At 67.1% G+C, this 24,202-nt stretch carries 21 protein-coding genes; 19 read left to right on the top strand and 2 right to left on the bottom strand.

All coding sequences use genetic code 11. The features are described 5' to 3' along the window. Positions 1 to 23: 23 nt before the first annotated feature. From DSHI_RS12480 to DSHI_RS12405, 16 genes are all read left to right on the top strand, one after another. Positions 24 to 1,055, top strand: coding sequence for a hypothetical protein (locus tag DSHI_RS12480; RefSeq protein WP_012179118.1), 1,032 nt, complete (start codon positions 24 to 26; stop codon positions 1,053 to 1,055). A gap of 51 nt (positions 1,056 to 1,106) precedes the next feature. After that, the gene (locus DSHI_RS21415; protein WP_012179117.1) at positions 1,107 to 2,048 is read left to right on the top strand and encodes a glycoside hydrolase family 25 protein; all 942 of its coding nucleotides are present in this window, start codon (positions 1,107 to 1,109) and stop codon (positions 2,046 to 2,048) included. A gap of 227 nt (positions 2,049 to 2,275) precedes the next feature. Beyond that, complete coding sequence (murD, locus tag DSHI_RS12470; protein WP_012179116.1) at positions 2,276 to 3,670, top strand: UDP-N-acetylmuramoyl-L-alanine--D-glutamate ligase; 1,395 nt, start codon at positions 2,276 to 2,278, stop codon at positions 3,668 to 3,670. Positions 3,671 to 4,045: 375 nt separating this feature from the next. Continuing rightward, complete coding sequence (locus tag DSHI_RS12465) at positions 4,046 to 4,990, top strand: Bug family tripartite tricarboxylate transporter substrate binding protein (RefSeq protein WP_012179115.1); 945 nt, start codon at positions 4,046 to 4,048, stop codon at positions 4,988 to 4,990. Between the two features lie 69 nt (positions 4,991 to 5,059). Then, positions 5,060 to 5,500: a tripartite tricarboxylate transporter TctB family protein gene (locus tag DSHI_RS12460; RefSeq protein WP_012179114.1), complete on the top strand. Its 441-nt coding sequence runs from the start codon at positions 5,060 to 5,062 to the stop codon at positions 5,498 to 5,500. Between the two features lie 5 nt (positions 5,501 to 5,505). Beyond that, a complete protein-coding gene (locus DSHI_RS12455; protein ID WP_012179113.1) occupies positions 5,506 to 7,002 on the top strand; it encodes a tripartite tricarboxylate transporter permease in 1,497 nt (498 codons plus the stop codon). Between the two features lie 3 nt (positions 7,003 to 7,005). After that, positions 7,006 to 8,181 carry an L-rhamnonate dehydratase gene (locus tag DSHI_RS12450; RefSeq protein WP_012179112.1) on the top strand — a complete coding sequence of 392 codons (1,176 nt, stop codon included), beginning with the start codon at positions 7,006 to 7,008 and terminating at the stop codon, positions 8,179 to 8,181. Beyond that, positions 8,178 to 9,089 carry a dihydrodipicolinate synthase family protein gene (locus DSHI_RS12445; RefSeq protein ID WP_012179111.1) on the top strand — a complete coding sequence of 304 codons (912 nt, stop codon included), beginning with the start codon at positions 8,178 to 8,180 and terminating at the stop codon, positions 9,087 to 9,089. Before DSHI_RS12450 ends, DSHI_RS12445 begins: the two co-directional genes overlap by 4 nt. Before the next feature lies 1 nt (position 9,090). Further along, a complete protein-coding gene (locus tag DSHI_RS12440) occupies positions 9,091 to 9,804 on the top strand; it encodes a GntR family transcriptional regulator (protein ID WP_012179110.1) in 714 nt (237 codons plus the stop codon). Then, positions 9,804 to 10,808, top strand: coding sequence for a 4-hydroxythreonine-4-phosphate dehydrogenase PdxA (locus DSHI_RS12435; protein WP_012179109.1), 1,005 nt, complete (start codon positions 9,804 to 9,806; stop codon positions 10,806 to 10,808). The genes DSHI_RS12440 and DSHI_RS12435 overlap by 1 nt, the downstream gene beginning before the upstream one ends. Next, entirely contained in the window at positions 10,805 to 11,674 is an 870-nt protein-coding gene (locus DSHI_RS12430) for an NAD(P)-dependent oxidoreductase (RefSeq protein ID WP_012179108.1), read from the top strand. Before DSHI_RS12435 ends, DSHI_RS12430 begins: the two co-directional genes overlap by 4 nt. A 51-nt stretch (positions 11,675 to 11,725) precedes the next feature. After that, positions 11,726 to 13,231 carry an aldehyde dehydrogenase (NADP(+)) gene (locus DSHI_RS12425; RefSeq protein WP_012179107.1) on the top strand — a complete coding sequence of 502 codons (1,506 nt, stop codon included), beginning with the start codon at positions 11,726 to 11,728 and terminating at the stop codon, positions 13,229 to 13,231. A 42-nt stretch (positions 13,232 to 13,273) separates the two neighbouring features. After that, positions 13,274 to 14,236, top strand: a complete 963-nt coding sequence (locus tag DSHI_RS12420) for a tripartite tricarboxylate transporter substrate binding protein (RefSeq protein WP_012179106.1) — start codon at positions 13,274 to 13,276, stop codon at positions 14,234 to 14,236. Between the two features lie 60 nt (positions 14,237 to 14,296). Further along, entirely contained in the window at positions 14,297 to 14,755 is a 459-nt protein-coding gene (locus DSHI_RS12415; RefSeq protein ID WP_012179105.1) for a tripartite tricarboxylate transporter TctB family protein, read from the top strand. Next, entirely contained in the window at positions 14,752 to 16,236 is a 1,485-nt protein-coding gene (locus DSHI_RS12410) for a tripartite tricarboxylate transporter permease (RefSeq protein WP_012179104.1), read from the top strand. Before DSHI_RS12415 ends, DSHI_RS12410 begins: the two co-directional genes overlap by 4 nt. Next, on the top strand, positions 16,233 to 17,111 hold the full coding sequence (locus DSHI_RS12405) for an amidohydrolase family protein (protein ID WP_012179103.1): 879 nt from the start codon (positions 16,233 to 16,235) through the stop codon (positions 17,109 to 17,111). Before DSHI_RS12410 ends, DSHI_RS12405 begins: the two co-directional genes overlap by 4 nt. Before the next feature lie 107 nt (positions 17,112 to 17,218). On the opposite strand, the gene DSHI_RS12400 is transcribed toward DSHI_RS12405, so the two are convergent. Both DSHI_RS12400 and DSHI_RS12395 read right to left on the bottom strand, forming a co-directional pair. Next, the gene (locus DSHI_RS12400; protein ID WP_012179102.1) at positions 17,219 to 18,457 is read right to left on the bottom strand and encodes an L-rhamnose isomerase; all 1,239 of its coding nucleotides are present in this window, start codon (positions 18,455 to 18,457) and stop codon (positions 17,219 to 17,221) included. Between the two features lie 9 nt (positions 18,458 to 18,466). Continuing rightward, entirely contained in the window at positions 18,467 to 20,569 is a 2,103-nt protein-coding gene (locus DSHI_RS12395; protein WP_012179101.1) for a bifunctional rhamnulose-1-phosphate aldolase/short-chain dehydrogenase, read from the bottom strand. 187 nt (positions 20,570 to 20,756) lie between these two features. On the opposite strand from DSHI_RS12395, the gene DSHI_RS12390 reads away from it, so the two are divergent. The 3 genes from DSHI_RS12390 to DSHI_RS12380 all read left to right on the top strand — a co-directional run bounded on the left by DSHI_RS12390 (position 20,757) and on the right by DSHI_RS12380 (position 24,202). Beyond that, entirely contained in the window at positions 20,757 to 21,557 is an 801-nt protein-coding gene (locus DSHI_RS12390; RefSeq protein WP_044027859.1) for a DeoR/GlpR family DNA-binding transcription regulator, read from the top strand. Positions 21,558 to 21,595: 38 nt separating this feature from the next. Then, positions 21,596 to 22,597 carry a rhamnose ABC transporter substrate-binding protein gene (gene rhaS / locus DSHI_RS12385; protein WP_012179099.1) on the top strand — a complete coding sequence of 334 codons (1,002 nt, stop codon included), beginning with the start codon at positions 21,596 to 21,598 and terminating at the stop codon, positions 22,595 to 22,597. A 72-nt stretch (positions 22,598 to 22,669) separates the two neighbouring features. Then, positions 22,670 to 24,202, top strand: a complete 1,533-nt coding sequence (locus DSHI_RS12380; RefSeq protein ID WP_012179098.1) for a sugar ABC transporter ATP-binding protein — start codon at positions 22,670 to 22,672, stop codon at positions 24,200 to 24,202.

Raw genomic sequence — 24,202 nt, 5'->3', positions numbered from 1 at the left:
TGTAGCCTTCAGGAGACAGGATAATGACCATCGGGATCACCCTCGCGCCGCTCCTCAGCCTGCGGATCGCCCATGACTACTATGACCCCGCCGCGGTGCCGATCGCCTTCGAGCCGACGCCCGAGACCGCCGCGGCTCTGCGGCGGGGCTGTTGTCGGCTGCGGGTGACCCAGGATGTGGCGGAGATCTATGCCCAGATGCCCTTTGGCGCGCCTCCCGCGCTCGACCCCGCGGCGCCGGCGCTGGTGACCTTCCGACTGGGCTTGCGCGATCCGGATTTCGCACTTGTGACCGAGCCGGACTGGGGCGCCGAAAGTGCCCGCGATGCGCTCAGCCTCGGCCCCGGCGGGCTCGATCCGCAGGGCAGCCTTCCCAGTGCCCGCGGTCGGACCCTTCCGGTGGTGGCCCGGCGCGGGCGCGTGTTGCTCGAGGCGGCGGTCGCGGGCGGCCGGATGGCCCTGCGCGCCCTTGGCGCCGACCCCGCCGACGACCCCGCCTGGAGCGCGCCGCTGCCGCCGGGCAAACACAGTCACCTCGACCTTGCGGCGAATGAAGTGCCCGAGGGCACCTACCGGCTGGAGGTCGACGACCAGCCGCTGCGCGACCTGATCCTGTCGGACGAACCGCCCGCGCGGCTCTACGGGCTGGTGACGGTGCCGCTGGCGGGTGCCACGCCGGTGGGGCCACGGGAGACACCCAGAACCCTGACCGTGCGGTTCCGGGCCCGCGCCCCGCGCTGGCGCTATGTGCTCCAGAGCCGAAGCGCTGCGCGCGATCTCGGCGCCGCGGCCATCAGCGCGCCCGACCCGCTGCGCTTTGCCGCCCCGCGCAAGGCGATGCGCAACGGGCGCACCGTGTGGCTCTGCGAGAGCGCGGGGCCGATCCCGCTGGCCCTGCGCCCCGCCCCCGCCCGCCGCATCGCCCTGACCCTGCCGGCGGAGGCAGGACCACCCCCGCCGCCCCGGCAGCTGCCGCAGCCGGGGCCCGCCAACACCGCCCTCGAACAGGGGCCCAACGGCCCCGAGGCCTGGTCCACGATTTATGTCACTGTCTGACGCCACCCTACGCGCCTGCGCGCGTTTCGGTCACCTCTGAAAGGAGACCCCATGTCGATGCCCGCTCTCAGCGCCATCCTGCTGGCCGTGCTCACAGTCCTCGCCCTGGCCCTGATCACGGTTCCGCCCGCGGACATCTCGTCCCGGGAACTGACCCGGGCCGAGCGCAAGGCCATCGCGCGGGAGACCGCCGCGGCGTCCGGCACACCCTCCCCGACGGCCCCCGCGACGCAGGACGGCACGGAAGCGCCCGCCGCAACCGCCGGGACGCCGGCCACGGCATCGGTGATCCCCCCGGGCGGCGCCTTCGGCTTTCCCACGAACGTACCCGAAGGCAGCACCGAGTTCGGCATCGACGTGTCACATTACAACATCCAGAAGGGCAACGCGAAGATCAACATCACTTGGGCAGACGTGGCCCAGAGCAAGGTGGCTTATGTCTATATCAAGGCCAGCCAGGGCCGGACGGTGAAGGATTCCGAGTTCGACACCAGCTGGAACGAAGCGGGCAAGGCCAAGATCCCGCGTGGGGCCTATCACTTCCTGTCGGCGCTGTCGGATCCGGCGGCCCAGGCGCGGTTCTTCCTGTCGGTCTATGACGCGCGCAGCTCCAGCGACCTGCCGCCGGTTCTGGACGTGGAATGGGACTATACCGAGAAGAAAGTCGACCGCTGGGAACAGAAAACTCCGGCCCAGATCGTCGCCGCCGTGGACACCTGGATGCGTGCGGTGGCCCTGGCCACGGGCCAGACCCCGGTGATCTACACCAATCGCGACTGGTGGACCGCGCGGATCGGCGATGCAGGGGCGGACCTGGGCAAGCGCTACCCGGTCTGGCTGGCGGACTACACGGCAGCCCCCACCGACAGCGGCTCGGCGCCTGCGGCGCTGGAGGGGTTCAACACCGTGATGTGGCAGTTCACCGACAAGGGTGCGGTGCCGGGGGTTAGCGGCGATGTGGACGTGAACGTCCGCGTCCAACCCACCCGCTGAGCCCGCAAGCGCCTTCGAAGGCGCTTGGGCCCGGTCTCGACCCCGCGGGCCCGGTGGCCGGGGCGAGCCGGGTTCCAACGCCACCGCCCCTTGATCCTCTGTCCCGACGGGGCCGCCCGCGCCCCGCCAAGCGCCTTCGAAGGCGCTTGCCCGCCCCACCTTGCCGCCGCCTGCGCCCCGGTGCATCTTGCGCCCGCAGACGACCCGGCCACAGACAGGAGCCCCCCATGATCCCCGTGCGCGGATTTTCCGGCGAAACCATCGCTGTGCTCGGACTGGGCCGCTCCGGCCTCGCCACGGCCCGCGCCCTGCGCGCCGGCGGTGCCACGCCGCTGTGCTGGGACGACAATACCGAGGCCCGCGCCCGGGCCGAGGCCGAGGGCTTCGCCTGCGCGCCCCTCAAACACGCCGACGCCTTCGACGGGGTCGCGGCCCTGATCACCTCGCCGGGCATCCCCCATCTCTACCCGACCCCGAATCCCACGATCGCGCTGGCCATGTCCCTCGGCATCCCCGTGGACAACGATATCGGCCTGTTCTTCCGCTCCTTCGCCACGCCGGACTGGGACGAGTTCGACAGCCTCCCGCGGGTCATCGCGGTCACCGGCTCCAACGGCAAATCCACCACCTCCGCGCTGATCCACCACGTCCTGACGGCGGCGGGCCGGCCCACCCAGCTGGCCGGCAATATCGGCCGCGGCGTGCTCGACATCGACCCGGGCGAGGATGGCGGCATCGTCGTCTTGGAGCTGTCGAGCTACCAGACCGAGCTTGCCCGCGCCCTGACCCCCGACATCGCGGTCTTCACCAATCTCAGCCCCGACCACCTGGACCGTCACGGTGGCATGGGTGGGTATTTCGCGGCCAAGCGGCGGCTCTTCACCATCGGCGGGCCGGACCGTGCGGTGATCGGCACCGACGAGCCCGAGGGCCTGTTCCTCGCCTCCCAGCTCTCCGTGGCGCCCGCCGATGACCGGGTGATCCGGGTGACCTCCGCCAAACCCTCGGGGCCCGGCTGGGTCGTTAGCGCGCGCAAGGGGTTCCTGGCCGAGCACCGCAAGGGCCGCCAGACCGGGTCCATCGACCTGCGCCCGATCCCGGGCCTGCCCGGGGCCCATAACCACCAGAACGCCGCCTGCGCCTATGCCGCCTGCCGCAGCCTCGGCCTTGCCCCGCGCCAGATCGAGGCGGGCTTTGCCAGTTTCAAGGGGCTGCCGCACCGCAGCCAGATCGTCGGCACCGCGAACGGCGTCACCTTCGTCAACGACAGCAAGGCCACCAACGTGGACAGCGCGGCCAAGGCGCTACAGGCTTTCGACCGCATCCGCTGGATCGCCGGCGGACTGGAGAAGGAGGGCGGTCTCGCGGCCCTCACCCCCCATCTGGGCGGGGTCCGCAAGGCCTACCTGATCGGGCGCTCGGCGGCCGAGTTCGCCCTGGGCATTCCCGACACTCCCCACGAGGTCTGCGAGACCATGGCCCGCGCCGTGGCCGCAGCCGTGGCCGAAGCCGAACCGGGCGATACGATCCTGCTTGCCCCTGCCGCGGCCAGCTTCGATCAGTACGACAATTTCGAGCGACGCGGCGAGGACTTCATCGCCGAGGTGGCGAAGTACTTATGAACTGACGGCAAGGCCGGTCCGCTTGTGCGGCCGCAAAATCCTGCCGTGAATCGGATGCCCGCCGCACCTTCGGGATGCGCCGAGCCGAGGTCCTGCACATGCCAGGGCGCTACGCCCTAGGGCCTCGGGCGCCCCCTTCATCTCCTCCGTGACGGCGCCGGTCGCGCCGCAACGCGCCAACGGACCGGTGCCAAAACGCGCGTCACCCCGGGCAAGATGCATCGCGTGAAAGTCCGGATGGTCCCGTTTCCAAGGGGGAACCTTCAGCGAAGGCGTATCTGTCCCGATATTCGAAATTTTGGTATTCCAAAATTTCGAATGCCATGGTATCCGGTTGTCCGGGCGCTGCATGCGCTGGATGAACGGGAGGACTCCATGAAGAAAGTTTTTGCCTTGGCGGCGGCCGCTGCGATTGTCGGTGGTGATGTCGTTGCACAGGAATTTCCGGCCAAGACCATCGAGGTCATCACCCATGCGGGCAATGGCGGTGGCACGGATGTGACCACGCGGATGATGATGATCCGGGCGCGGCGCGAGCTGGGCACCGACATGGTCGTGGTCAACAAGCGCGGCGGGGGCGGGGCCTCCGCCATGGATTATTACCTGACCCAGGACGCGGACGGTCACAGCATTCTGACCTTCACCATCGGCCACTCGGCCACCGTGGCGCTGGGCAAGACCGACATGAAGCTGGAAGATGTGCGCCCGATCGCGCGCGGCACCGATGATCCACAGATCCTGATGACGCGCTGCGGTGTCTACGACTCCGCCCAGGCCTTCGTCGACGCCCAGAAGGACGAACCGCTGAACTATGGCACCACCCACCTGGGCGGGATCGACGACGTGTCGGCCTTCATGTTCGCCCGGCGCGGCGAGCTTGCCACCCCGCGGATCGTCCCCTTCGAGGGCGGCGGCGAGCTGGCCACCCAGCTGGTCGCAGGCGCCGTGGATGTCGCGGTCCTGAACCTCGCCGAGGCAGGCTCCCAGATCGAAGCGGGCGATATCTGCCCCATCGTGGTTCTGGCGCCGGAACGGATGAGCGGTCTGCCCGATGTCTCCACCGCGCAGGAACTTGGCATCGACGCCAACTTCTCCACCGTGCGGGGCTTCGTGGTCCATGCGGACACCCCCGACGATGTCGCGGCCAAGATCGAAGAGGCGCTCCTGAACGCCATGAACCACACGGTCTATCAGGGCTTCCTGACTTCCGTGGGGCTGGATGCCAGCTCGGTCGCGGGCTCCGAGGTCTGGGGCAACCAGCTCACCTCGATGCAGGCAGACATGGATGCCGCCCTGCGTGAGCTGGGCTTCATCGAGTAAGCCGCACGACGGATGGCCGGTCCGCCAGGCGTTGCGGGCCGGTCCCTTCCCCCTTCAAGGACGGATGAGATGACGCGATTTGCGGTTCCCTGCGGCACGATTGTCTTTTGCATGATCGCCTATTGGCTCAGCACGCAGTTCGACCGGGTCCCGCCGATCCTGCTGCGCGGGATGCAGCCGTCGGACTTCCCGCAGATGGTGCTGCTGCTGATCATGGCGCTGTCGGTCCTTGTGATGATCTTCGACGCGCCGAAGGAAAACAAACCCGTGGGCCCCAATGTCTGGGTCAGCCTGGGGCTCTTCGTGGTGTTCGCGCTGGTGGCGCAGATCGACCTGTTTCTCGGGCTGGGGGTCTTTGCCGGCTGTCTCGCCTGGACCTGGGGCGAACGGCGGCCCTGGGGGATCGGGCTGGTCTCGGTCCTCAGCCCGCTGCTGATCTTCCTGCTCTTTGACCTGGTGTTCCGAATCCGCTTCCCGCGGGGCCTGCTCACCAACCTCTGGTACGGATAGAGACCATGGAACCACTGTTTGCGGGCCTCTACGCCCTGATGGACCCGTCCCTGCTTGTGCTGCTCTTCGCGGCCACGCTCGGCGGGGTGATCATCGGCGCGCTTCCGGGGCTGAACGCGACCACCGGCGCGGCACTCCTGCTGCCCTTCACCATTACCATGGACCCGATCCCGGCGATCGCGATCCTGACCACGATCTACTGCGCGGCGACCTTTGCCGGCGCGATCACGGCGATCCTGATCAACACGCCCGGCACCTCGGCCAGCGCCACTACCTGCCTCGATGGCTACCCGCTCGCCCAACGCGGCGAGGCGGGCCGCGCCCTGGGCATGGCCACCGTGTCCTCGACCATCGGCGGGATCATCTCGGTCGTGTGCCTGATGATGGCAGCGCCGCTGATGGCGCGCATGGCCTATAACTTCGCCCCGCCCGAATACTTCGCGCTGACCGTGTTCGGCATCTCGATGCTGGCCACCATCGGGGATGGCACGCCGCTCAAGAACATCATCGCCGGGGCGCTGGGCGTGTTTCTCGCGACCGTGGGCAAGGACCTGCTGACCACGGTGGAGCGGTTCACGTTCGGCTTCAACGAGCTGTCCGAGGGCATCGGCTTCGTCCCCGTGATGATCGGTATTTTCGGCATCTCCGAGTTGCTGGTGCAGGCCGAGCGCCTGCAGGCCAAGCGCAAGCTGATCGAGATGAAGGCGATCAAGCTGCCCTCGCGGGAGGATTATCGCAAGGTCTGGCGCACCATCCTGCGCAGTTCCGGCATCGGGACCTTCATCGGCATCCTGCCCGCCGAGGGCGCGACCGTGGCCTCGATGATCGGCTATAACGAGGCGCGACGCTGGTCCAAGACCCCCGAAGAGTTCGGCAAGGGCGCCATCGAGGGCATTGCCGGGTCCGAGGCGGCCAACAATTCGGCCACCGGGGGGGCCATGGTGCCCACGCTGGCCCTGGGCATTCCGGGCAGCCCCACGGCGGCGGTGATCCTGGCCGGGCTCATGGTGCACGGGTTGCAACCGGGGCCGACCATGTTCACCGAACAGGCCGAGTTCGCCTATGCGATCTTCTGGGCCATGCTGTTGGTCAATGTGACGTTCATCTTCGTGGGCCTGTTTGGCGCCAAGCTCTTTGCCCGGGTCACCTTCGTGCCGGTGCAGATCCTCTGGCCGGTTGTCTTCACCTTCTCGATCGTCGGGGCCTATGCGCTCGACCAGTCGATGCTGGATGTCTACATCGCGCTGGCCTCCGGGGTCGTGGGCTATTTCATGCGGCGCTTCGGCTACTCGGTCGTGCCGCTGGCCATCGGGCTGATCCTCGGCGGCATGCTGGAGAAGCGTCTCGGCCAGTCCCTGATCATGCTCGACGACCAGTGGTGGCTGATGTTTACCCGGCCGCTCACGCTTTTCTTCTTTGTTCTGACCGTCCTGGCGTTGTTCGGGCCGTTTTTCTGGCGTTTGTTCAAGCAACGTGACCCGATGGTTTCAACCGGAGAGTAATCCATGACCAAGATCAAATCCGTCCGTACGCGCGTCTGGAACTGGACCGGCCCGACCGTCCCGCCGCAGGGCAATTTCTGCACCAATGCGTCCGATGCGCTGTGGATCCAGGGCGACGCCATGGCCTCCTTCCGGTTCCACCAATGGCTGACCTGCGAGGTCGAGACCGAGGATGGCACCATCGGGATCGGCAACGCGGCGCTGGCGCCCAACGTCGTCAAACAGGCCATCGACGAATGGTATGCGCCCCTGGTCATCGGCGAGGACCCGTTCGATTATGCCTACCTGTGGGAAAAGATGTATCGCCGCACCCATGCCTGGGGCCGCAAGGGGATCGGCATGACCGCGATCAGTGCCATCGACATCGCGATCTGGGACCTGATGGGCAAGCTGGTCGGCAAGCCGGTGTTCAAGCTTCTGGGCGGGCGCACCAAGGAGAAGATCCCGGTCTACTACTCCAAGCTTTACGCCGACAGCATCCCCGCGATGCAGGCAGAGGCCGAGGAGGCGCAAAAGCATGGCTACCAAGGCTACAAGACCCGGTTCGGCTACGGTCCCAAGGACGGCCCGGCGGGGATGCGCGAGAACCTCAAGCGCGTGGAGGCCCTGCGCGAGGTACTGGGCTATGACGTGGACCTGATGCTTGAGTGCTACATGGGCTGGAACCTCGATTACACCAAGCGGATGCTGCCCAAACTGGAGCGGTTCGAGCCGCGCTGGCTCGAAGAGCCGGTGATTGCCGACGACGTGGCGGGCTATGCGGAGCTGAACGCCATGGGGATCGTGCCGATCTCGGGCGGGGAGCATGAATTCAGCGTCATGGGCTGTGCGGAGTTGATCAACCGCAAGGCCGTCAGCGTGCTGCAATACGACACCAACCGGGTGGGCGGCATCACCGCGGCGCAGAAGATCAACGCCATCGCCGAGGCCGCGCAGATCATCGTCATCCCCCATGCGGGCCAGATGCACAACTACCACCTGACCATGGCCAACATGAACTGCCCCATCAGCGAGTATTTCCCTGTCTTCGACGTCGAAGTGGGCAATGAGCTGTTCTACTACATCTTCGACGGCGATCCCGAGGCGGTGGACGGCTATCTGCAACTGGATGACGACACGCCCGGGCTCGGGATCACCATCAGCGACGCTCACCTGAAACATTTCGAGATCACAGAATGAACACCTATTCCGGCATCTGGCCCGTCGCCCCGACCCCCTTCAACGAGGATGGCACCCTCGATCTCGATGGCATGAAGCGGGTCCTCGATTGTTTGATCGACCAGGGGGCGGACGGGATCTGCGTGCTCGCCAACTACTCCGAGCAGTTCCTGATTTCCGATGCCGAACGCGAGGTTCTGGCCCGGCTGAGCGTGGAGCATGTGGCCGGCCGTGTCCCGGTGATCGTCACCATCAGCCATTTCGCCACCCAGATCGCGGTGGAGCGCGCGCGCTTTGCCAAGGATCTCGGCGCCGATATCGTGATGATGATGCCGCCCTATCACGGCGCGCTCCTGAAGGGCACGCCGGAGCAGTCGTTCGAGCAGTTCGCCGCCGTGGGCGAGGTGGGCATCCCGATCATGGTGCAGGATGCGCCGCTCTCGGGGGTCGATCTGCCCGTGGACCTGCTGGTGCGCATGGCGCGCGAGATCGAGGCCGTGAAGCTCTTCAAGATCGAGTGCCCAAGGGCGGCCAACAAGATCCGCGCCTTGATCGCGCAGGGCGGTGCGGCCATCGAGGGCCCGTTCGACGGGGAGGAAGCCATCACCCTGCTGGCCGATCTCGATGCCGGGGCCACCGGCACGATGACCAGCGGCATGATCGTGGACCAGATCAAGCCCGTGCTGACCAGGTACCACGCAGGCGATGTCTCCGGCGCGACCGAGGCCTACGGGCGGGTCGCCATGGCGATCATCCACGAGAACCGCCAATGCGGCTGGCAGTCCTGCAAGGCCGCGATGGTGGAGGGCGGCGTGATCGCCTCGGAATTCTGCCGCCACCCGATCGCGCCCCTGCACCCGGCGATCCGGGCCCGGCTGATCGACCTGCTGCGCCCGCTCGACCCCCTCGTCCTGCGTTGGGGGCGGTGAGATGAGTGACGCTGCCTGGACCGACGAGCTGCGCGATTTCGTGGACCTCAAACCGCGCAAATCCCTCGCCGCGGAGGCGGCGGAGAACCTGCGTGAATTCATAATGCTGGGCAAGCTCGCCCCGGGCATGCCCGTGCGCGAACGTGACCTGGCCGAGGCGTTCGGCATCAGCCGCACACCGCTGAAAGAGGCGCTGCGCATCCTCGAAAGCGAGGGGCTGATCGTCTACGGCCCGACCCGCCGCCCGAGCGTGGCCGACCCCTCGCTCGACGAGATCAACGACTGGCTGCGCGTCCAGGGCGCGCTGGAGGCGCTGGCCGGTGAGCTGGCCTGCTCCGAAGCCACCGATCGCCAGTTGGCAGAGATCGAGCGGATCAATGCCTCGATCAAGGAAGCCCGCGACACCGACGGGCAACTCGAGGCTTTTCGCAGGGACATGGCGTTCCACACCGCCATCGTGGCGGCCGCCGGAAACGCGGCTCTGGCTGAAACCCATGCCAGTTACAACGCGCGGCTGTGGCGGGTGCGGTTCCTGTCCTCCCAGCGCATACCGGGCCGCGAAGCCACCCGGCGGGAGCATCGCGACATCGTCCAGGCGCTCAAGGCGCGCGACTCCGCGGCGGCCAGCCGGGCGCTGCAGCAGCATCTGCGCACCGCCGAAACCAACATTGCCGCCGCCATGGCGGATCTTGCCTCTGAGAAGGAGAGCGACTGATGCGTCCCAGACTTGCCATCGTGCCCGGGGATCCTTCGGGGATCGGGCCGGAACTGATCGCCAGGCTGCTGGCCGAAGACGGCGTGCGCGAGGCCGCCGATATCCTGCTGGTGGGTGATGCCCATCTGTGGCGGCGCGGCGCGGACCAGGCCGGGCTGGAGATCCCGCTCGACACCATCGACCCGCGCGACAGCGGCAGCTTCACCGGGCTGGCCCATCTCGACCTCGACACCATCGCGCCGGAGGATGTGCGGATCGCCGAGGTCACCGTGGCCGGGGGCGCGACGTCGCTGCGCTGCCTCGACAAGGCGCTCGACCTGGCCCAGGCCGGGCAGGTGGACGGGGTGCTCTTTGCGCCCTTCAACAAGTCGGCCATGACCGCGGCGGGGCTCGATGCCGAGGACGAGCATCGCTACATGGCGCGCTACCTCGGGTTCACCGGCTATCATTCCGAGATCAACGTGCTCGACGACCTGATGACCACCCGGGTGACCAGCCATATCGGTCTGAAAGACGTGGCGGCCCAAATCGACGGTCCGGGGATCGAGCGCGCCATCGAGCTCGCCCATGCCACCCTGGCGCGCTCGGGCAAGGCGCGCCCCCATGTGGCCGTGGCCGCGCTCAACCCCCACGCGGGCGACAACGGCAAGTTCGGGCGCGAAGAGATCGACGTGATCGCACCGGTCGTGAAGGCCTGCCAGGACCGGCAGATGAACGTCACCGGCCCCTGGCCCTCGGACACGGTCTTCCTCAAGGCCCAGCGGGGCGAAGTCGATGCCGTCGTCACCATGTATCACGACCAGGGCCAGATCGCGATCAAGCTGATGGGGTTCGAGCGGGGCGTGACCGTCGCGGGCGGCCTGCCGATCCCGGTGGCGACCCCCGCCCATGGCACCGCCTTCGACATCGCGGGCAAGGGGATCGCCAATGTGGGCGCCACCCGGCAGGCTTTCGACCTGCTGGTCCGGATGGCGCGCAACGCCAGGGACGAGGCGGCGGCATGAGCCTGCCCGCGGTCGGCTTCATCGGCGTCGGGATGATGGGGGCCGGGATGGCGGGATGCCTGCTGTCCGCCGGGCACCCGGTCACGCTGCTGGCCCACCGCAACCGCGCGCCGCTCACCCCCCTGCTGGACCGGGGCGCTCGGGAGGCCCCGGATGCGGTGACGCTCCTTGACGGCTGCGACGTGCTCTTCACCTGCCTGCCCGACGCGGAGGCGGTGGCGGGACTGGCGGACACGCTCCTCCCCCATACGCGCCCGGGCCAGATCTGGATCGACACGACCACCTCACGGCCAGAGACCAGCGCCACCCTTGCGCACCGGCTCGACGCGGCGGGGGCGGTGTTCTCGGACGCCCCGGTGACGGGCGGCCCGAAACAGGCGCAGGACGGCGCGCTGACCTCCCTGGTGGGCTGTGCCGCCGCGCAGTTCGACACCATCGCATCCCTGGTCGGGACCTATTCCACCGCCATCCGCCGTTTCGGCGATGCGGGCACCGGCCATGCGGCCAAGCTGCTCAACAACCTCGTGACCCAGGGCACCATGGTGCTGTTGTCGGACGCGTTTCAGGCCGCTGGTCGGCTTGGGGTCGATCCCCGGGCGCTCTACGAGGTGATGATGACCGGCGCGGCCCGCTCCGGCACCCTGCAAAAGGCCGTGCCCCCCGCGCTCGATGGTGACTATACCGGCGCGCGGTTCTCCATCTCCAACGCGGCCAAGGACCTGGGCTATGCCGAGGCCCTGCTGGCCGACGCCCTCCCGGGCCGCGCCGATGTCGCCGGGGCGCTCGCCGCGCGGCTCGGCGCGCTGGCGGCCCAGGGTCGCGGCGCGGAGTTCGTCACCACACTCTTCGACCCGAACCGACCCTGACAGCGCCCGTACGGGCGCCCTGAATTCCCCTCACACAGACGGATACGCAAGATGAGCTTCACCCCCCACGGAAAACACCTGATCGCCGGCGCCTGGGTCGGGAGCGATCAGACCTTCGCCTCCGATCCCGCCCACGGGCCCGCCCACGAATTCTCCGTCGGCACGCCCGCGCTGGTCGATCAGGCCTGCGCTGCCGCGGAGGACGCCTTTGCCAGCTATGGCTACAGCGACGCGGCCACCCGCGCGGCCTTCCTGAACGCCATCGCCGACGAGATCGACGCCCGCGCCCAGATCATCACTGGGATCGGCACCCAGGAAACCGGCCTGCCCGAAGCCCGCCTGCAAGGGGAGCGGGGCCGAACCACCGGGCAGCTGCGCCTCTTTGCCGAACATATCCTCAAGGGCGATTGCCTCGACCGGCGGCATGATCCGGCTCTGCCGGACCGCGCGCCTCTGCCGCGCCCGGACCTGAAGCTGGTCCAACGCCCCATCGGCCCGGTCGCGGTGTTCGGCGCCTCGAACTTCCCGCTCGCCTTCTCGGTGGCGGGCGGCGACACCGCGGCGGCGCTGGCCGCGGGCTGCCCCGTGGTGGTCAAGGGCCACTCGGCCCATCCCGGCACCGGGGAGATCGTGGCCGAAGCGATCCACGCGGCCATCGCCAGGACCGGGATGCCCGCGGGGGTTTTCAGCCTGATCCAGGGCGGCAAGCGCGACGTGGGCACAGCCCTCGTCCAACACCCGCTGATCCGCGCGGTGGGCTTCACCGGCTCGCTCGCCGGGGGGCGGGCGCTCTTCGATCTCTGCGCCGCACGGCCCGAGCCGATCCCGTTCTTCGGCGAGCTGGGCTCGGTCAACCCGATGTTCCTGCTGCCCGAGGCGATCGCGGCGCGTGGGGCCGAGATCGGCGCGGGCTGGGCGGGCTCGCTGGCCATGGGGGCGGGGCAGTTCTGCACCAATCCCGGCATCGCGGTGGTGCTGCCGGGCGCCGACGCTTTCGTCGCCGCCGCCGAGGCCGCCCTGCGCGAGACCGCCGCGCAAACCATGCTGACGGAGGGGATCGCCGCGGCCTATCGCGACGGCGTCGCCCGTCTGGCCGCGCACCCGCAAACCTCGGAACTGCTGGGCGCCCCCTGCGATGGGCGCGAGGCGCACCCCTGTCTCTACCGTGTCGCGGCCAGGGACTGGCTGGCCGATCACACCCTGCAAGAGGAGGTCTTCGGGCCGCTCGGCCTGGTGGTGGAGGCGCAGGATGCGGCCGAAATGGCCCGGATCGCCAGGTCCCTCCAGGGCCAGCTCACCTGTACGCTCCACATGGAGGACGGCGACACCGACCATGCGAGATCCCTGGTGCCGCTGCTCGAACGCAAGGCGGGCAGGATGCTTGTCAACGGCTTCCCCACGGGCGTCGAGGTTGCCGACAGCATGGTGCATGGCGGGCCCTATCCGGCCTCCACGAATTTCGGTGCGACCTCGGTCGGGACACTCTCGATCCGGCGATTCCTGCGGCCCGTGTGCTATCAGAACATGCCGGACGCCCTTTTGCCTGCCGATTACTGAACGACCAGAACTTCAGGACTTTCAACTGGGAGGAACTTCGAAATGACTTCATTCAAGACACAGATCGCGGCCGTCATGGCCGGTGTTCTGGCGTTGGGTACCAGCCCGGCGCTGGCGGACTACCCGGAACGACCCGTCACGATCATCGTGCCATGGGGCGCCGGCGGCGGCACCGATACCATCATCCGGCTGTTTTCCATCGGCTTCGAAGAGGCCATGGGCCAGCCCATCAACGTGGTCAACCGCACCGGCGGCTCGGGCGTCGTCGGCCACTCGGCCATCGCCAATGCCACTCCGGATGGCTACACCCTGGGCGCCTGTACCTCCGAGATCACCTATTTCGAAACCATCGGCCTGGCCCCGATCACGCCCGCGAGCTTCGATCTGATCTCGCGCCTCGCGGTGATCCCGGCAGGGGTGACCGTCGCGGCCGACAGTCCCTACAACTCGCTCGAGGAGTTGATCGCCGCCGCCAAGAAGGGCGGGTTGAGCTCCTCCGGCTCCGGCCTGGGCGGGCCATGGCACATGGCCATCGCGGGCATGATGAAACAGGTCGGCGGCGACGTGAACACCGTGCAGTTCATCCCGTCCCAGGGCGGGGCCCCGGCGCTTCAGGATCTCGTGGCCGGCGGCATCAGCATGTTCACCGGATCGCCCATCGAGGCGCGCGCCCTGGCCGACGCAGGCGAAGTGAAGATCCTCGGCATCATGTCCGACGAACGCTCGCCCGCCTTCCCGGATGTGCCGACACTGAAGGAAAGCGGCGTGGACTGGTCGTTGACCAACTGGTTCTCCCTGTGCGCGCCCGCGGGCCTGCCCGAGGACGTGAAAGCCAGGATCGAAGCGGCCGCCGAACAGGCCCACGGCTCCGCCGAGGTGCAAGAGGCCCTGGCGCAGCGTGGCATCACGCCACTTTTCGACGGCTCGGAGGCGTTTTCGTCCTATGCCGCGGCCTTCGCCAATGATGCGGCCGGCCTTCTGACCGACCTCGGCCTGGCCCAGTAGGCAAAGCCGGTTGCCGGTGTTCACGACACATCGGCAACCGCGCACAAACCGGGTGCCGACATGCAATTGAATGACCGCCTGATCGGAGCGCTCGCCATTTGTGGCGGCGTGGCCATTATTGTTGGCACCCTCGGGTTTCGGGAACTGCCGGGTCAGCAGTTCGGCTCGGCGTTTTTCCCGCGGATCGTCGGGACCGCCCTGATCCTGACCGGGGCGGCGATGCTGGCAATGCGCGCTGACGGGCCGTGGCTGCGGCTGCCGGCTCTGTTGCGCGGGGCGGCCAAGTGGCAGGTCGCGGCGGCGCTGGCATCGGTGATCGGCTGGGTGGTCGTCTCCCCCTACCTGGGCTTCATCGCGACGACGACCCTGATGATCTGGATCCTGATCCTCGTGGCGGGGGGGCGCCTCGTCCCGGCGGCGCTCACCGCGCTGGTCATGGCCTGTCTCCTCTATCTCGTCTTCGGCATTCTGCTGCGCGTGCCGCTGCCTTTCGGGGCAATCGAACGGTTCCTGACATGAATGTCTACTGGGAAGCCCTGGTGCTGGTCACCGAACCCGCGACTTTGGGCGCGATCCTGATCGCCAGCCTCCTGGGCATCACGCTCGGCGCCATTCCCGGGCTCACGGCGGTGATGGGCGTCGCCCTGCTGATCCCGATCACGTTCTTCATGGATCCGGTCCCGGCCATCGCCTCCATCGCGTCTCTCGCGGCCATGGCGATCTTCGCCGGAGACATCCCGGGCACGCTGCTTCGTATCCCCGGCACACCCGCCTCCGCCGCCTATGTCGAGGACGGCTATGCCATGACCAAGGCAGGCAAGCCGGAACGCGCCCTGGGCCTGTCCATGGTCTCGGCCTGCGTCGGCGGGGTGATGGGGGTGATTGCGCTGATGGTGGCGGCTCCGCTGCTGGCGCGCTTTGCCACGAATTTTTCCTCGGTGGAGTATTTCTGGCTGGCCCTTCTGGGGCTGAGTTGCGCCGCCATCATCGCAGCGGGGTCGGCGTTGAAGGGCATCGTGTCCCTGCTCTTCGGTCTCTGGGTCGCCACCATCGGGATCGACGCGGTCGCAGGCCAGCCGCGCTTCACCTTCGGCTCCATCGAACTGATGGGCGGGGTCAGCTTCATTCCCGCGATGATCGGCATGTTCGCCTTGCCCGAGGTCCTGCGCAATCTCACCGCCCGGCAGCCGCGCATCGCGACCCCGACCATGGGCCCGATCCTGGCCGGGCTTGGCGCCACGCTGCGCAAGCGCTGGCGCAATCTGCTGCGCGGCGGGGCGGTCGGCTCGCTGGTGGGGGCCCTTCCGGGGGCCGGGGCGGACATCGCCGCCTGGGTCGCCTATGCGATTGCCCGCCGCCGCTCGGCCACGCCCGAGGCCTTTGGCAAGGGCCATGACGAGGGGCTGATCGAGGCCGGGGCGGCCAACAACGCCGCGCTCTCCAGCGCCTGGGTGCCGACGCTGGTCTTCGGCATCCCCGGCGACAGCATCACCGCCATCGTGATCGGTGTGCTGTATCTCAAGGGGCTGGAGCCGGGTCCGATCATCTTCGTGAAGTCGCCGGAACTGGTCTACGCGATCCTGTTCGCCTTCCTGCTGGCGAACCTGTTGCTGATCCCGCTGGGCTGGGCCGTGATCCGCATGGCGCGGCACCTGCTGCGCATTCCGCCCGCCTATTTCGCGCCCGTGGTGCTGGCCTGCTGTATCGTCGGCAGCTTCGCGATCAACAACACCAGCTACGGCGTGCTGACCATGCTGGCCTTCGGGGTGGTCGGCTGGATCTTCGAAGAAAACAGGATCCCCATCGCCCCCGCCATCCTCGGCATCGTTCTGGGCGGCATGCTGGAATTCAACTTCGTCACATCGATGCTGAAATCCCGGGGCGACCTGGCGATATTCGTCTCGCGCCCTGTGGCCGCCGCCCTTGCACTCATCGTCCTCATGATCTGGGTGCTGCCCATCATGCGGGCCATGCGCTCACGTCGGAAGGAAAGTCCATGAAGATCATAGATGCCCATCACCATTTCTGGGACCCGGTCGCGAACTATCACCCATGGCTGCGCGACGAGCCGATGATCCCGTTCCGCTACGGCGATTACTCCTCGATCCGCAAACCGTTCATGCCCGATGACTACGACGCGGTCTCTAGGGGCTGGGATATCGTCGCCACCGTCACGATGGAGGGCGAATGGGATCCGGCCGACCCGGTGGGCGAGGCGCACTGGATGCAGGATCTGGCCAATCGCACCGGCCGACCGGCCGCCCATGTCGCCCAGGCATGGCTGGACCGGGAGGACCTGGCGGAGGTTCTGAGCGTCTACAAGACCCTGCCCATCGTCAAATCCGTCCGCCACAAGCCCCGCGCCAACCCGGCGCCGGGCGGCCCCGCCGGCGGCATGATGGACACCGCCTATCGCGAGGGGTTCCGCCGCCTGGCCGACAGCGGCCTGATGTTCGATCTGCAAACCCCGTGGTGGCATCTGGACGAGGCGATGGACCTGGCCGCGCTCGCGCCCGAGACGCCGATCATTCTCAACCACGCCGGTCTGCCCTCCGATCGTTCCGCGGCGGGGCTGGCGGGGTGGGAGGCGGCCCTGAGGCGCTTCGCCACCCTGCCGCAGAGCGTCATCAAGATCTCCGGTCTCGGCCTGCCCGACCGTCCCTGGGCGCTGGAAGACAACCGCGCGATCATCCGGACCTGTATCGACGTCTTTGGACCCGAGCGCGCCATGTTCGCCTCGAATTTCCCGGTCGACGGGGTGTGCGGGTCGTTCGATGTCATCTTCTCGGGCTTCGATGCGGCCACCCGACAGGATCCCGAAGCCGCCCGTCGGGCGCTGTTCCACGACACCGCCCACCGGGTCTACGGGCTCTGATAGCCCGGGCGCCTCGCCGGGCGGCGGTGCCGGGCGTCTCGAGATGCGCGGCCTGCATGCATGCCCCTGGCCTTGCGCGCGCCGGGGCGCGTTGCCCCGCCTGCGCGTCACCCGCGCCCTGACACCTGCGCCTGATACCTGTCGAGTTCGCGGATCAACTTCTGGCCATTCGGCACGTCTTCGCGGGCGGCAAACTCGGCCCAGACCGCGCCGAACGGCAAATCCTTGACCTCTTCCGTCACCACGAGCCGGGTGGTGAAATCCAGGGCATCTTCCGCCGCCCGCAACCTGTCGAGCGGCATCAGCAGCGCGCGCAACAGCGCCTTTTGCATGTTGCGCGTCCCGATCACCCAGGCAGCGGTCCGGCTGATCGTCGCGTCGAAGAAATCCAGCCCGATCCGGGTGCGCCCCAGCAAATCGGCACTGACGAGTTCCTGCGCCATCTGCAGGATGTCATCGTCGAGCAGGATCACGTGGTCGCTGTCCCACCGCATGGGGCGCGACACGTGCAGCAGGATCTCATCGAGGGACAGGGCAACGGCGCTGAGCTTGTCCGCGATGTTCTCGGTCGGGTGGAAATGGCCCATGTCGAGACACAACAACGTGCCCTTGCGGATCGCGTAGCCCATGTAGAATTCGTGGCTGCCCACCGTGCAGGCCTCGACCCCGATCCCGAAGAGCTTGCTTTCCACCGCGTCCAGCATCCGGGCCCGATCCTGCGGCGGCGCCAGCATCGCATCGAGCGACGCCTCCAGACGCGCCCGCGCAGCCATCCGGTCCACCGGCGTGTCCTTGTAGCCATCGGGCACCCAGATGTTGTTCACACATGCCGATCCAAGCGCTGCCCCCATCCCGGCCGCGATCTCCCGTGAGCGTTTGCCATGCTCGATCCAGAAGTCGCGAATGCCCGGATCGGGGTGGCTGAGCGTCAGGTTGTCGTCGGCCTTGGCATGGGCAAAGAAGGTGGGGTTGAAATCCAGGCCGATCCCCTGCGCCCGGGCCCAGTCGACCCAGGGCGCGAAATGCGCGATCTCGATCTCGTCCCGGTCCGGGGTCGCCTCGGTGTCGAGATACATCGCGTGAAGGTTCAACCGGTGCCGGCCCGGGATCATCGCGTAGGCGAATTCCAGATCCGCGCGCAACTCGTCGGGCGTGCGCGCGCGGCCCGGGTGGTTGCCGGTGGCCTGAATGCCGCCGCCGGAGCTGCCGGTCTTCTGCTCGAAACCGACAACATCGTCGCCCTGCCAGCAATGCATCGAAATCGGGATGGTCTTCAGCCGCGCCAACGCGGCCTCGGTGTCCACACCCCACTCCGCAAAGGCGGCTTTCGCGTTCTCGTAGCCCATGCTCATCCCCTAGCGTGTGAACGCTTGCACATTGCCCGCGTCCACGTTGATGATGTTGCCCGTGGACTTCGACGACGCGTCCGCGGCGAAGAAATAGCAGGCCTCGGCGATATCTTCCGGCAGAACCGACCGCTTGAGCAGAGAGCGTTGGCGATACATCTCCTCCAGCCCGTCCTTGTCGGTGCCATAGGTGCCCGCGCGCTGTTCCAGCCAGTCGCCCTCCCAGATCTTGGAGCCCCGCAGTACCGCGTCCGGGTTCACCACGTTGACGCGGATGCCGGCCTCCGCGCCTTCAAGGGCCAGGCACCGGGCCAGATGGATTTCCGACGCCTTGGCCGTGCAGTAGGCCGCCGCATTCGGTGACGCGGCCAATCCGTTCTTGGAGGCCACGAACACCACCGCGCCGCCCATGTCCTGCACCCGCATCAGCTTGAACGCCGCGCGGCTGACCAGGAAGTAACCGGTGGACAGAATGTCCATGTTCTTGTTCCACAGCGCCAGCGACGTCTCCTCGATCGGCGCGGAGGAGGCAATCCCGGCGTTGGACACCAGGATATCCACCCCGCCGAATTCCACCGACGCCTCCGCAAAGGCCGCCGCGACGGCCTCTTCGCGCGTCACGTTCATGACGACCGAGCGGACGACATCCGCGCCAAACCGCTCCGACAACCTCTCCTGCGTCGATGCCAGGCTGTCCTCGTTGATATCCGCCAGAACCACGCAGGCACCTTCGGCCAGGAACCGCTCGGCCGTGGCCGCCCCGATCCCGCCCGCACCGCCGGTGACGAGGGCCACGCGGCCGGCAAGAGATTTCGGTTTCGGCATGCGCTGCAGCTTGGCCTCTTCCAGCAACCAGTACTCGATATCGAAAGCTTCCTGTTCCGGCAGGCCCTGGTACGTGCTGACCGCCGACGCGCCGCGCATCACGTTGATCGCGTTGACATAGAACTCGCCCGATATCCGGGCCGTGGCCTTGTCCTTGGCAAAGGTGATCATGCCCACCCCGGGCACCAGATAGACCACCGCGTTCGGGTCGCGCAGGGCCGGGCTGTCGTCATGTTTGCAGCGCGCGTAATAGGCGGCATAGGCCTCACGGTAAGCCGCAACCTGGTCCGGCAGCTCCGACAGCACCGCCAGGATGTTATTCTGCGCCGGATCGAACGGCACCACGAGGGGCCGGATCTTCGTGCGCAGGAAATGGTCCGGGCAGGAGGTGCCCAACGCCGCGAGCGCCTCCATGTCCCGCGCGTTCACGAATTCCAGCACCGCGTCGCTGTCATTGAAATGGCCAACCATGTGCTGATTGTCCGACACGAAACCGCGGATGGCGGGCATCAGCCGGGCGGCGACCTCGCGGCGGGCCGCGGCCGGAAGGCTCTCGTGGATCGCCCCGCCGAAGGCCGGGACACCCGCGCTGCGCTCGGCGAGCCACCGGGTCGCCACGTTGATCACGTCGATCGTCTGATCGTAGCACTCCTTCGCGGTGTCGGCCCAGGTGAACAGCCCGTGACTTTCGAGCACGACACCATCCGCCTCGGGGTTCTCCCGGCAGAATTTCTCCAACCACAGGCCCAGCTCGAAGCCGGGCCGCTTCCACGGCAGCCAGCCGATCCGGTTTCCGAAAATCTCCTGCGTGAGCTCCTTCGAATTGTCGGAGGCGGCGATGGCGATGATCGCATCGGCATGGACGTGATCGACGTGCTTGCGCGGGACGTAAGCGTGCAGGGGCGTGTCGATGGAGGCCGCGCGCGGGTTCAGCCGGAAGGTGCAATGCGGCAGGTAGCTGACCATCTCATCCTCGAACGCGACCCCGCGATACAGCCCCTTCAGCGCGCGCAGCTTGTCCATGTAAAGCGTCGCGAACCCGTCCATCTTGATCGAGCCGATATCCCCGCCGGACCCTTTGACCCAAAGCACCTCGACCTGCGCGCCGGTCAGGGGGTCGGCCTCCATCACCTTGGCCGATGTGTTGCCACCGCCGTAATTCGTCACCCGCTTGTCGGCGCCGAGGATGTTCGACCGATAGAGCAACAGTTCCGATTCGCTCATGCCCTTGGCGACCTCGTCGTCCCACCGACTTTCAAGCAGCTGCGTTTCCAATGATTTCAACATGTTTCCTCCCGGCTGGCGCGGCACGCCGATCCATCTCTGTGGCCTTTACGCTGAGCGGTGCAGCCGGGCTTGTCAATCATTATCAATCACAAGCAATCATTCTGCACCGCAGAATGACGGAATATGGTGGATAATGATTGACAGATGGTGCGAATCTGGACAGCCTGTGCGCCGAGGGAGGCTCGATTTGCACGAAAAAGAACGTCATACGATCATTCTGTCCGCGGTCGAGGAACGCCCCGTCGTCACCGTCGGGGACCTGTGCAATCTGACCGGCGCGTCCGAGGCCACGATCCGCCGTGACATCGCCACGCTCGATCACGAAAAGCTGCTGCGCCGCGTGCGCGGCGGTGCCGAGGCGCTGAGCCCGCCGCAATTCGTGGGCCTCGCCGGGCGACCGTTTTCGGTCAACGAAACCATGCGGATCGAAGAGAAGCAGGCGATTGCCGCGGCCGCGGTGGAGCTGTGTGACGATGGCGACGCGATCATCATCAATGGCGGCACGACCACGTTCCAGATGGTGCATCCGCTGGCAAGCCGCCGGATGCAGGTCTTCACCAACTCCTTCCCGATCGCCGAACACCTGCTGAAGCACTCCAAGAACACCGTCATGCTGTCGGGGGGCACGATCTACCGCGAACAGAACATCATCCTGTCCCCGTTCGACAATGACGTGACCCGCAATTTCTGTGCGCGGCGCATGTTCATGGGGGCCCAGGGCCTCGGGCCGCTGGGCCTGATGGAGGCGGACCCGCTCCTGATCCAGGCGGAACAGAAACTGATCGGGCAGGCGGATGAGCTGATCGTTCTGGCCGACAGCAGCAAGTTCGAGCAACGCTCCAGCCTCGTGCTGTGCCCGCTCAACCGCATCACCAAGGTCATCACCGATGACCGGATCTCAGACAAGGCGGCCGCCATGCTCGACGCCGCAGAAGTGACCCTGATCGTCGCCCACTCGGGGGGCGCTCAGAAAAACGTGGCCTCGTGACCGGCCATATCCGCGATCGTACCTTAGGGAGGAAACCAATGAAACGTCGCACCTTCACCAAACTCACCGCAGGGCTCAGCCTTGCCGCCAGCCTGTTCGGCACAACCGCCATGGCCCAGGACGAGATGCGCATCGCCCTCGTCGTGAAGGCCCTCGGCATCGGCTTCTTCGAGGCCGCCGCCCAGGGCGCCGAGGAAGCCGCCGCGGAACTCGGGGGCGTCGAGATCATCTATACCGGTCCCACCGACACCACGGCCGAGGGCCAGATCGAGGTAATCAATTCGCTGATCGCCCAGGGCGTTGATGCCATCGCGGTGTCGGCCAATGACACCGATGCGCTGGTCCCGACGCTCAAGAAGGCGATGCAGCGGGGCATCACGGTGATATCCTGGGATTCCGGCGTGGCCCCCGAAGGGCGCCAGATGCACCTGAACCCCTCCTCCAACGCCCTGATCGGGAACATGATCATCAAGCTTGCCGCCGATCATTTGCCCGATGGCGGGGATGTCGCGGTTCTGTCCGCGACCACCACCTCGACCAACCAGAACATCTGGATCGAAGAGATGACCAAGGTGCTGGGCGACTATCCGGGCATCAACGTGGTCTCCACCGTCTATGGCGATGACCTGGCCGACAAGTCCTACCGCGAAGCGCAGGGCCTGATGCAGTCCTTCCCGGACCTCGATGCGATCATCGCGCCCACCTCCGTCGGGATCGTCGCCGCGGCACAAGCGGTCGCGGATGCGGGCAAGATCGGCCAGGTCAACGTGACCGGCCTTGGCCTGCCCTCCGAGATGGCCGGTGCCATCGAAAGCGGCGCATCCAAGTCCTTCGCGATCTGGAACCCGATCGATCTGGGCTACTCGGCCGCGATGATCGCCCATGCGCTCGCCTCCGGCGCGGCCACGGCGGAGCCGGGGACAGAGATCTCCATCGGGCGCGTCGGGACCATCACCCTGGACGAGAACAACGAGGCCGCCATGGCCGATCCGTTCATCTACGACGCCTCCAACATCGATCAGTTCAAGTCGATCTTCTAGGGCGACGACGGATCTCCGACGCGGGCTTTCGGGCCCGCGTCACACCCCACCCCTTTCATTCCGGGACAGTTGATGCTGCACCAAACGCAGAGACCCTTGCCGTCCGAAGACCCGCCTGTGTCCCAGGCGGCGCTGGCCCTGGCGCACATCACCAAGACCTTCCCGGGCGTGAAGGCCTTGTCCGACGTCTCGCTGTCTCTGTACCCCGGCAAGGTGACCGCGCTGATCGGCGAGAACGGTGCCGGCAAGTCCACCGTCGTCAAGATCCTCACCGGCATCTACCAGCCCGATGGCGGCCGCATCCTCGTTGACGGTCAGCCGGTGCCGTTTTCCACCCCGCAGGCCGCCGCCGATCACGGGGTCACGGCGATCCACCAGGAAACGGTCCTGTTCGATGAGTTGTCCGTGGCCGAGAATATCTTTCTGGGCCATGCGCCGCGCGGGGCCTTCGGTCTGATCGACTGGAAAAAGACGACCGAGAACGCCCGCGCCCTGCTGACCAGCATCGGCGCCGAGCTCGACCCGGATCACAAGCTCAAGGACCTGGGCATTGCCAACAAGCACCTCGTGGCGATCGCCCGCGCCCTGTCGATCGAGGCGCGCGTGGTCATCATGGACGAACCCACCGCCGCGCTCTCCCACAAGGAGATCGAAGAGCTCTACGAGCTGGTCGAAAGCCTCAAGGCCCAGGGCAAGGCGATCCTGTTCATCAGCCACAAGTTCGACGAGATCTTCCGCATCGCGGACAATTACACCGTCTTCCGGGATGGCCAGCTGATCGGGGACGGCGCGATCGCCGATGTAACCGAGGCCGACCTGGTCAAGATGATGGTGGGCCGCGATGTCAGCCAGATTTTCCCGCAGCGCGCGCCCAATGTGGGCGACACGGTTCTGACCGTCCAAGGCTATGCCCATCCCACCGAATTCGACGATATCAGCTTCACGTTGCGCGAGGGCGAGATCCTGGGGTTCTACGGACTGGTCGGGGCCGGGCGGTCGGAATTCATGCAATCCCTGTTCGGGATCACCCGCCCCTCCGCCGGGTCGGTCGAGATCGGCGGGGCCAGGGCCGAAATCAGCTCCCCCGCGGACGCGGTCGATCACGGGATCGTCTATGTCCCCGAGGACCGCGGCAAGCAAGGCGCCATCCTCGACCTGCCGATCTTTCAGAACGTCACGCTGCCCTCGCTCGGGCGGATCTCCCGCAAGGGCTTCCTGCGGCTGGCCGAGGAGTTCGCCCTGGCCCGCGAATACACCGAACGGCTCGACCTGCGCGCGGCCTCGCTGGACACCCATGTCGGCAACCTGTCCGGCGGCAACCAGCAGAAGGTCGTGATCGCCAAATGGCTGGCCACCCGGCCCAGGGTGATCATCCTCGACGAGCCCACCAAAGGCGTCGATATCGGCTCCAAGGCCGCGGTGCACGACTTCATGGCGGAACTGGCGGCCCAGGGGCTCGCCGTGATCATGGTCAGTTCGGAAATTCCCGAAGTGCTGGGCATGTCCGACCGCGTGATCGTCATGCGCGAGGGGCGCATCGTGGCCGAACTGGCGGGTGACGACCTGCAACCTGAAACCCTTGTCCGCCACGCCGCGGGGATCTGA

The organism is Dinoroseobacter shibae DFL 12 = DSM 16493 (assembly GCF_000018145.1).
GTDB classification, from domain to species: domain Bacteria; phylum Pseudomonadota; class Alphaproteobacteria; order Rhodobacterales; family Rhodobacteraceae; genus Dinoroseobacter; species Dinoroseobacter shibae.
Note: the sequence above shows the minus strand (reverse complement) of the source record. Positions and strands in the feature narration are given on the sequence as shown.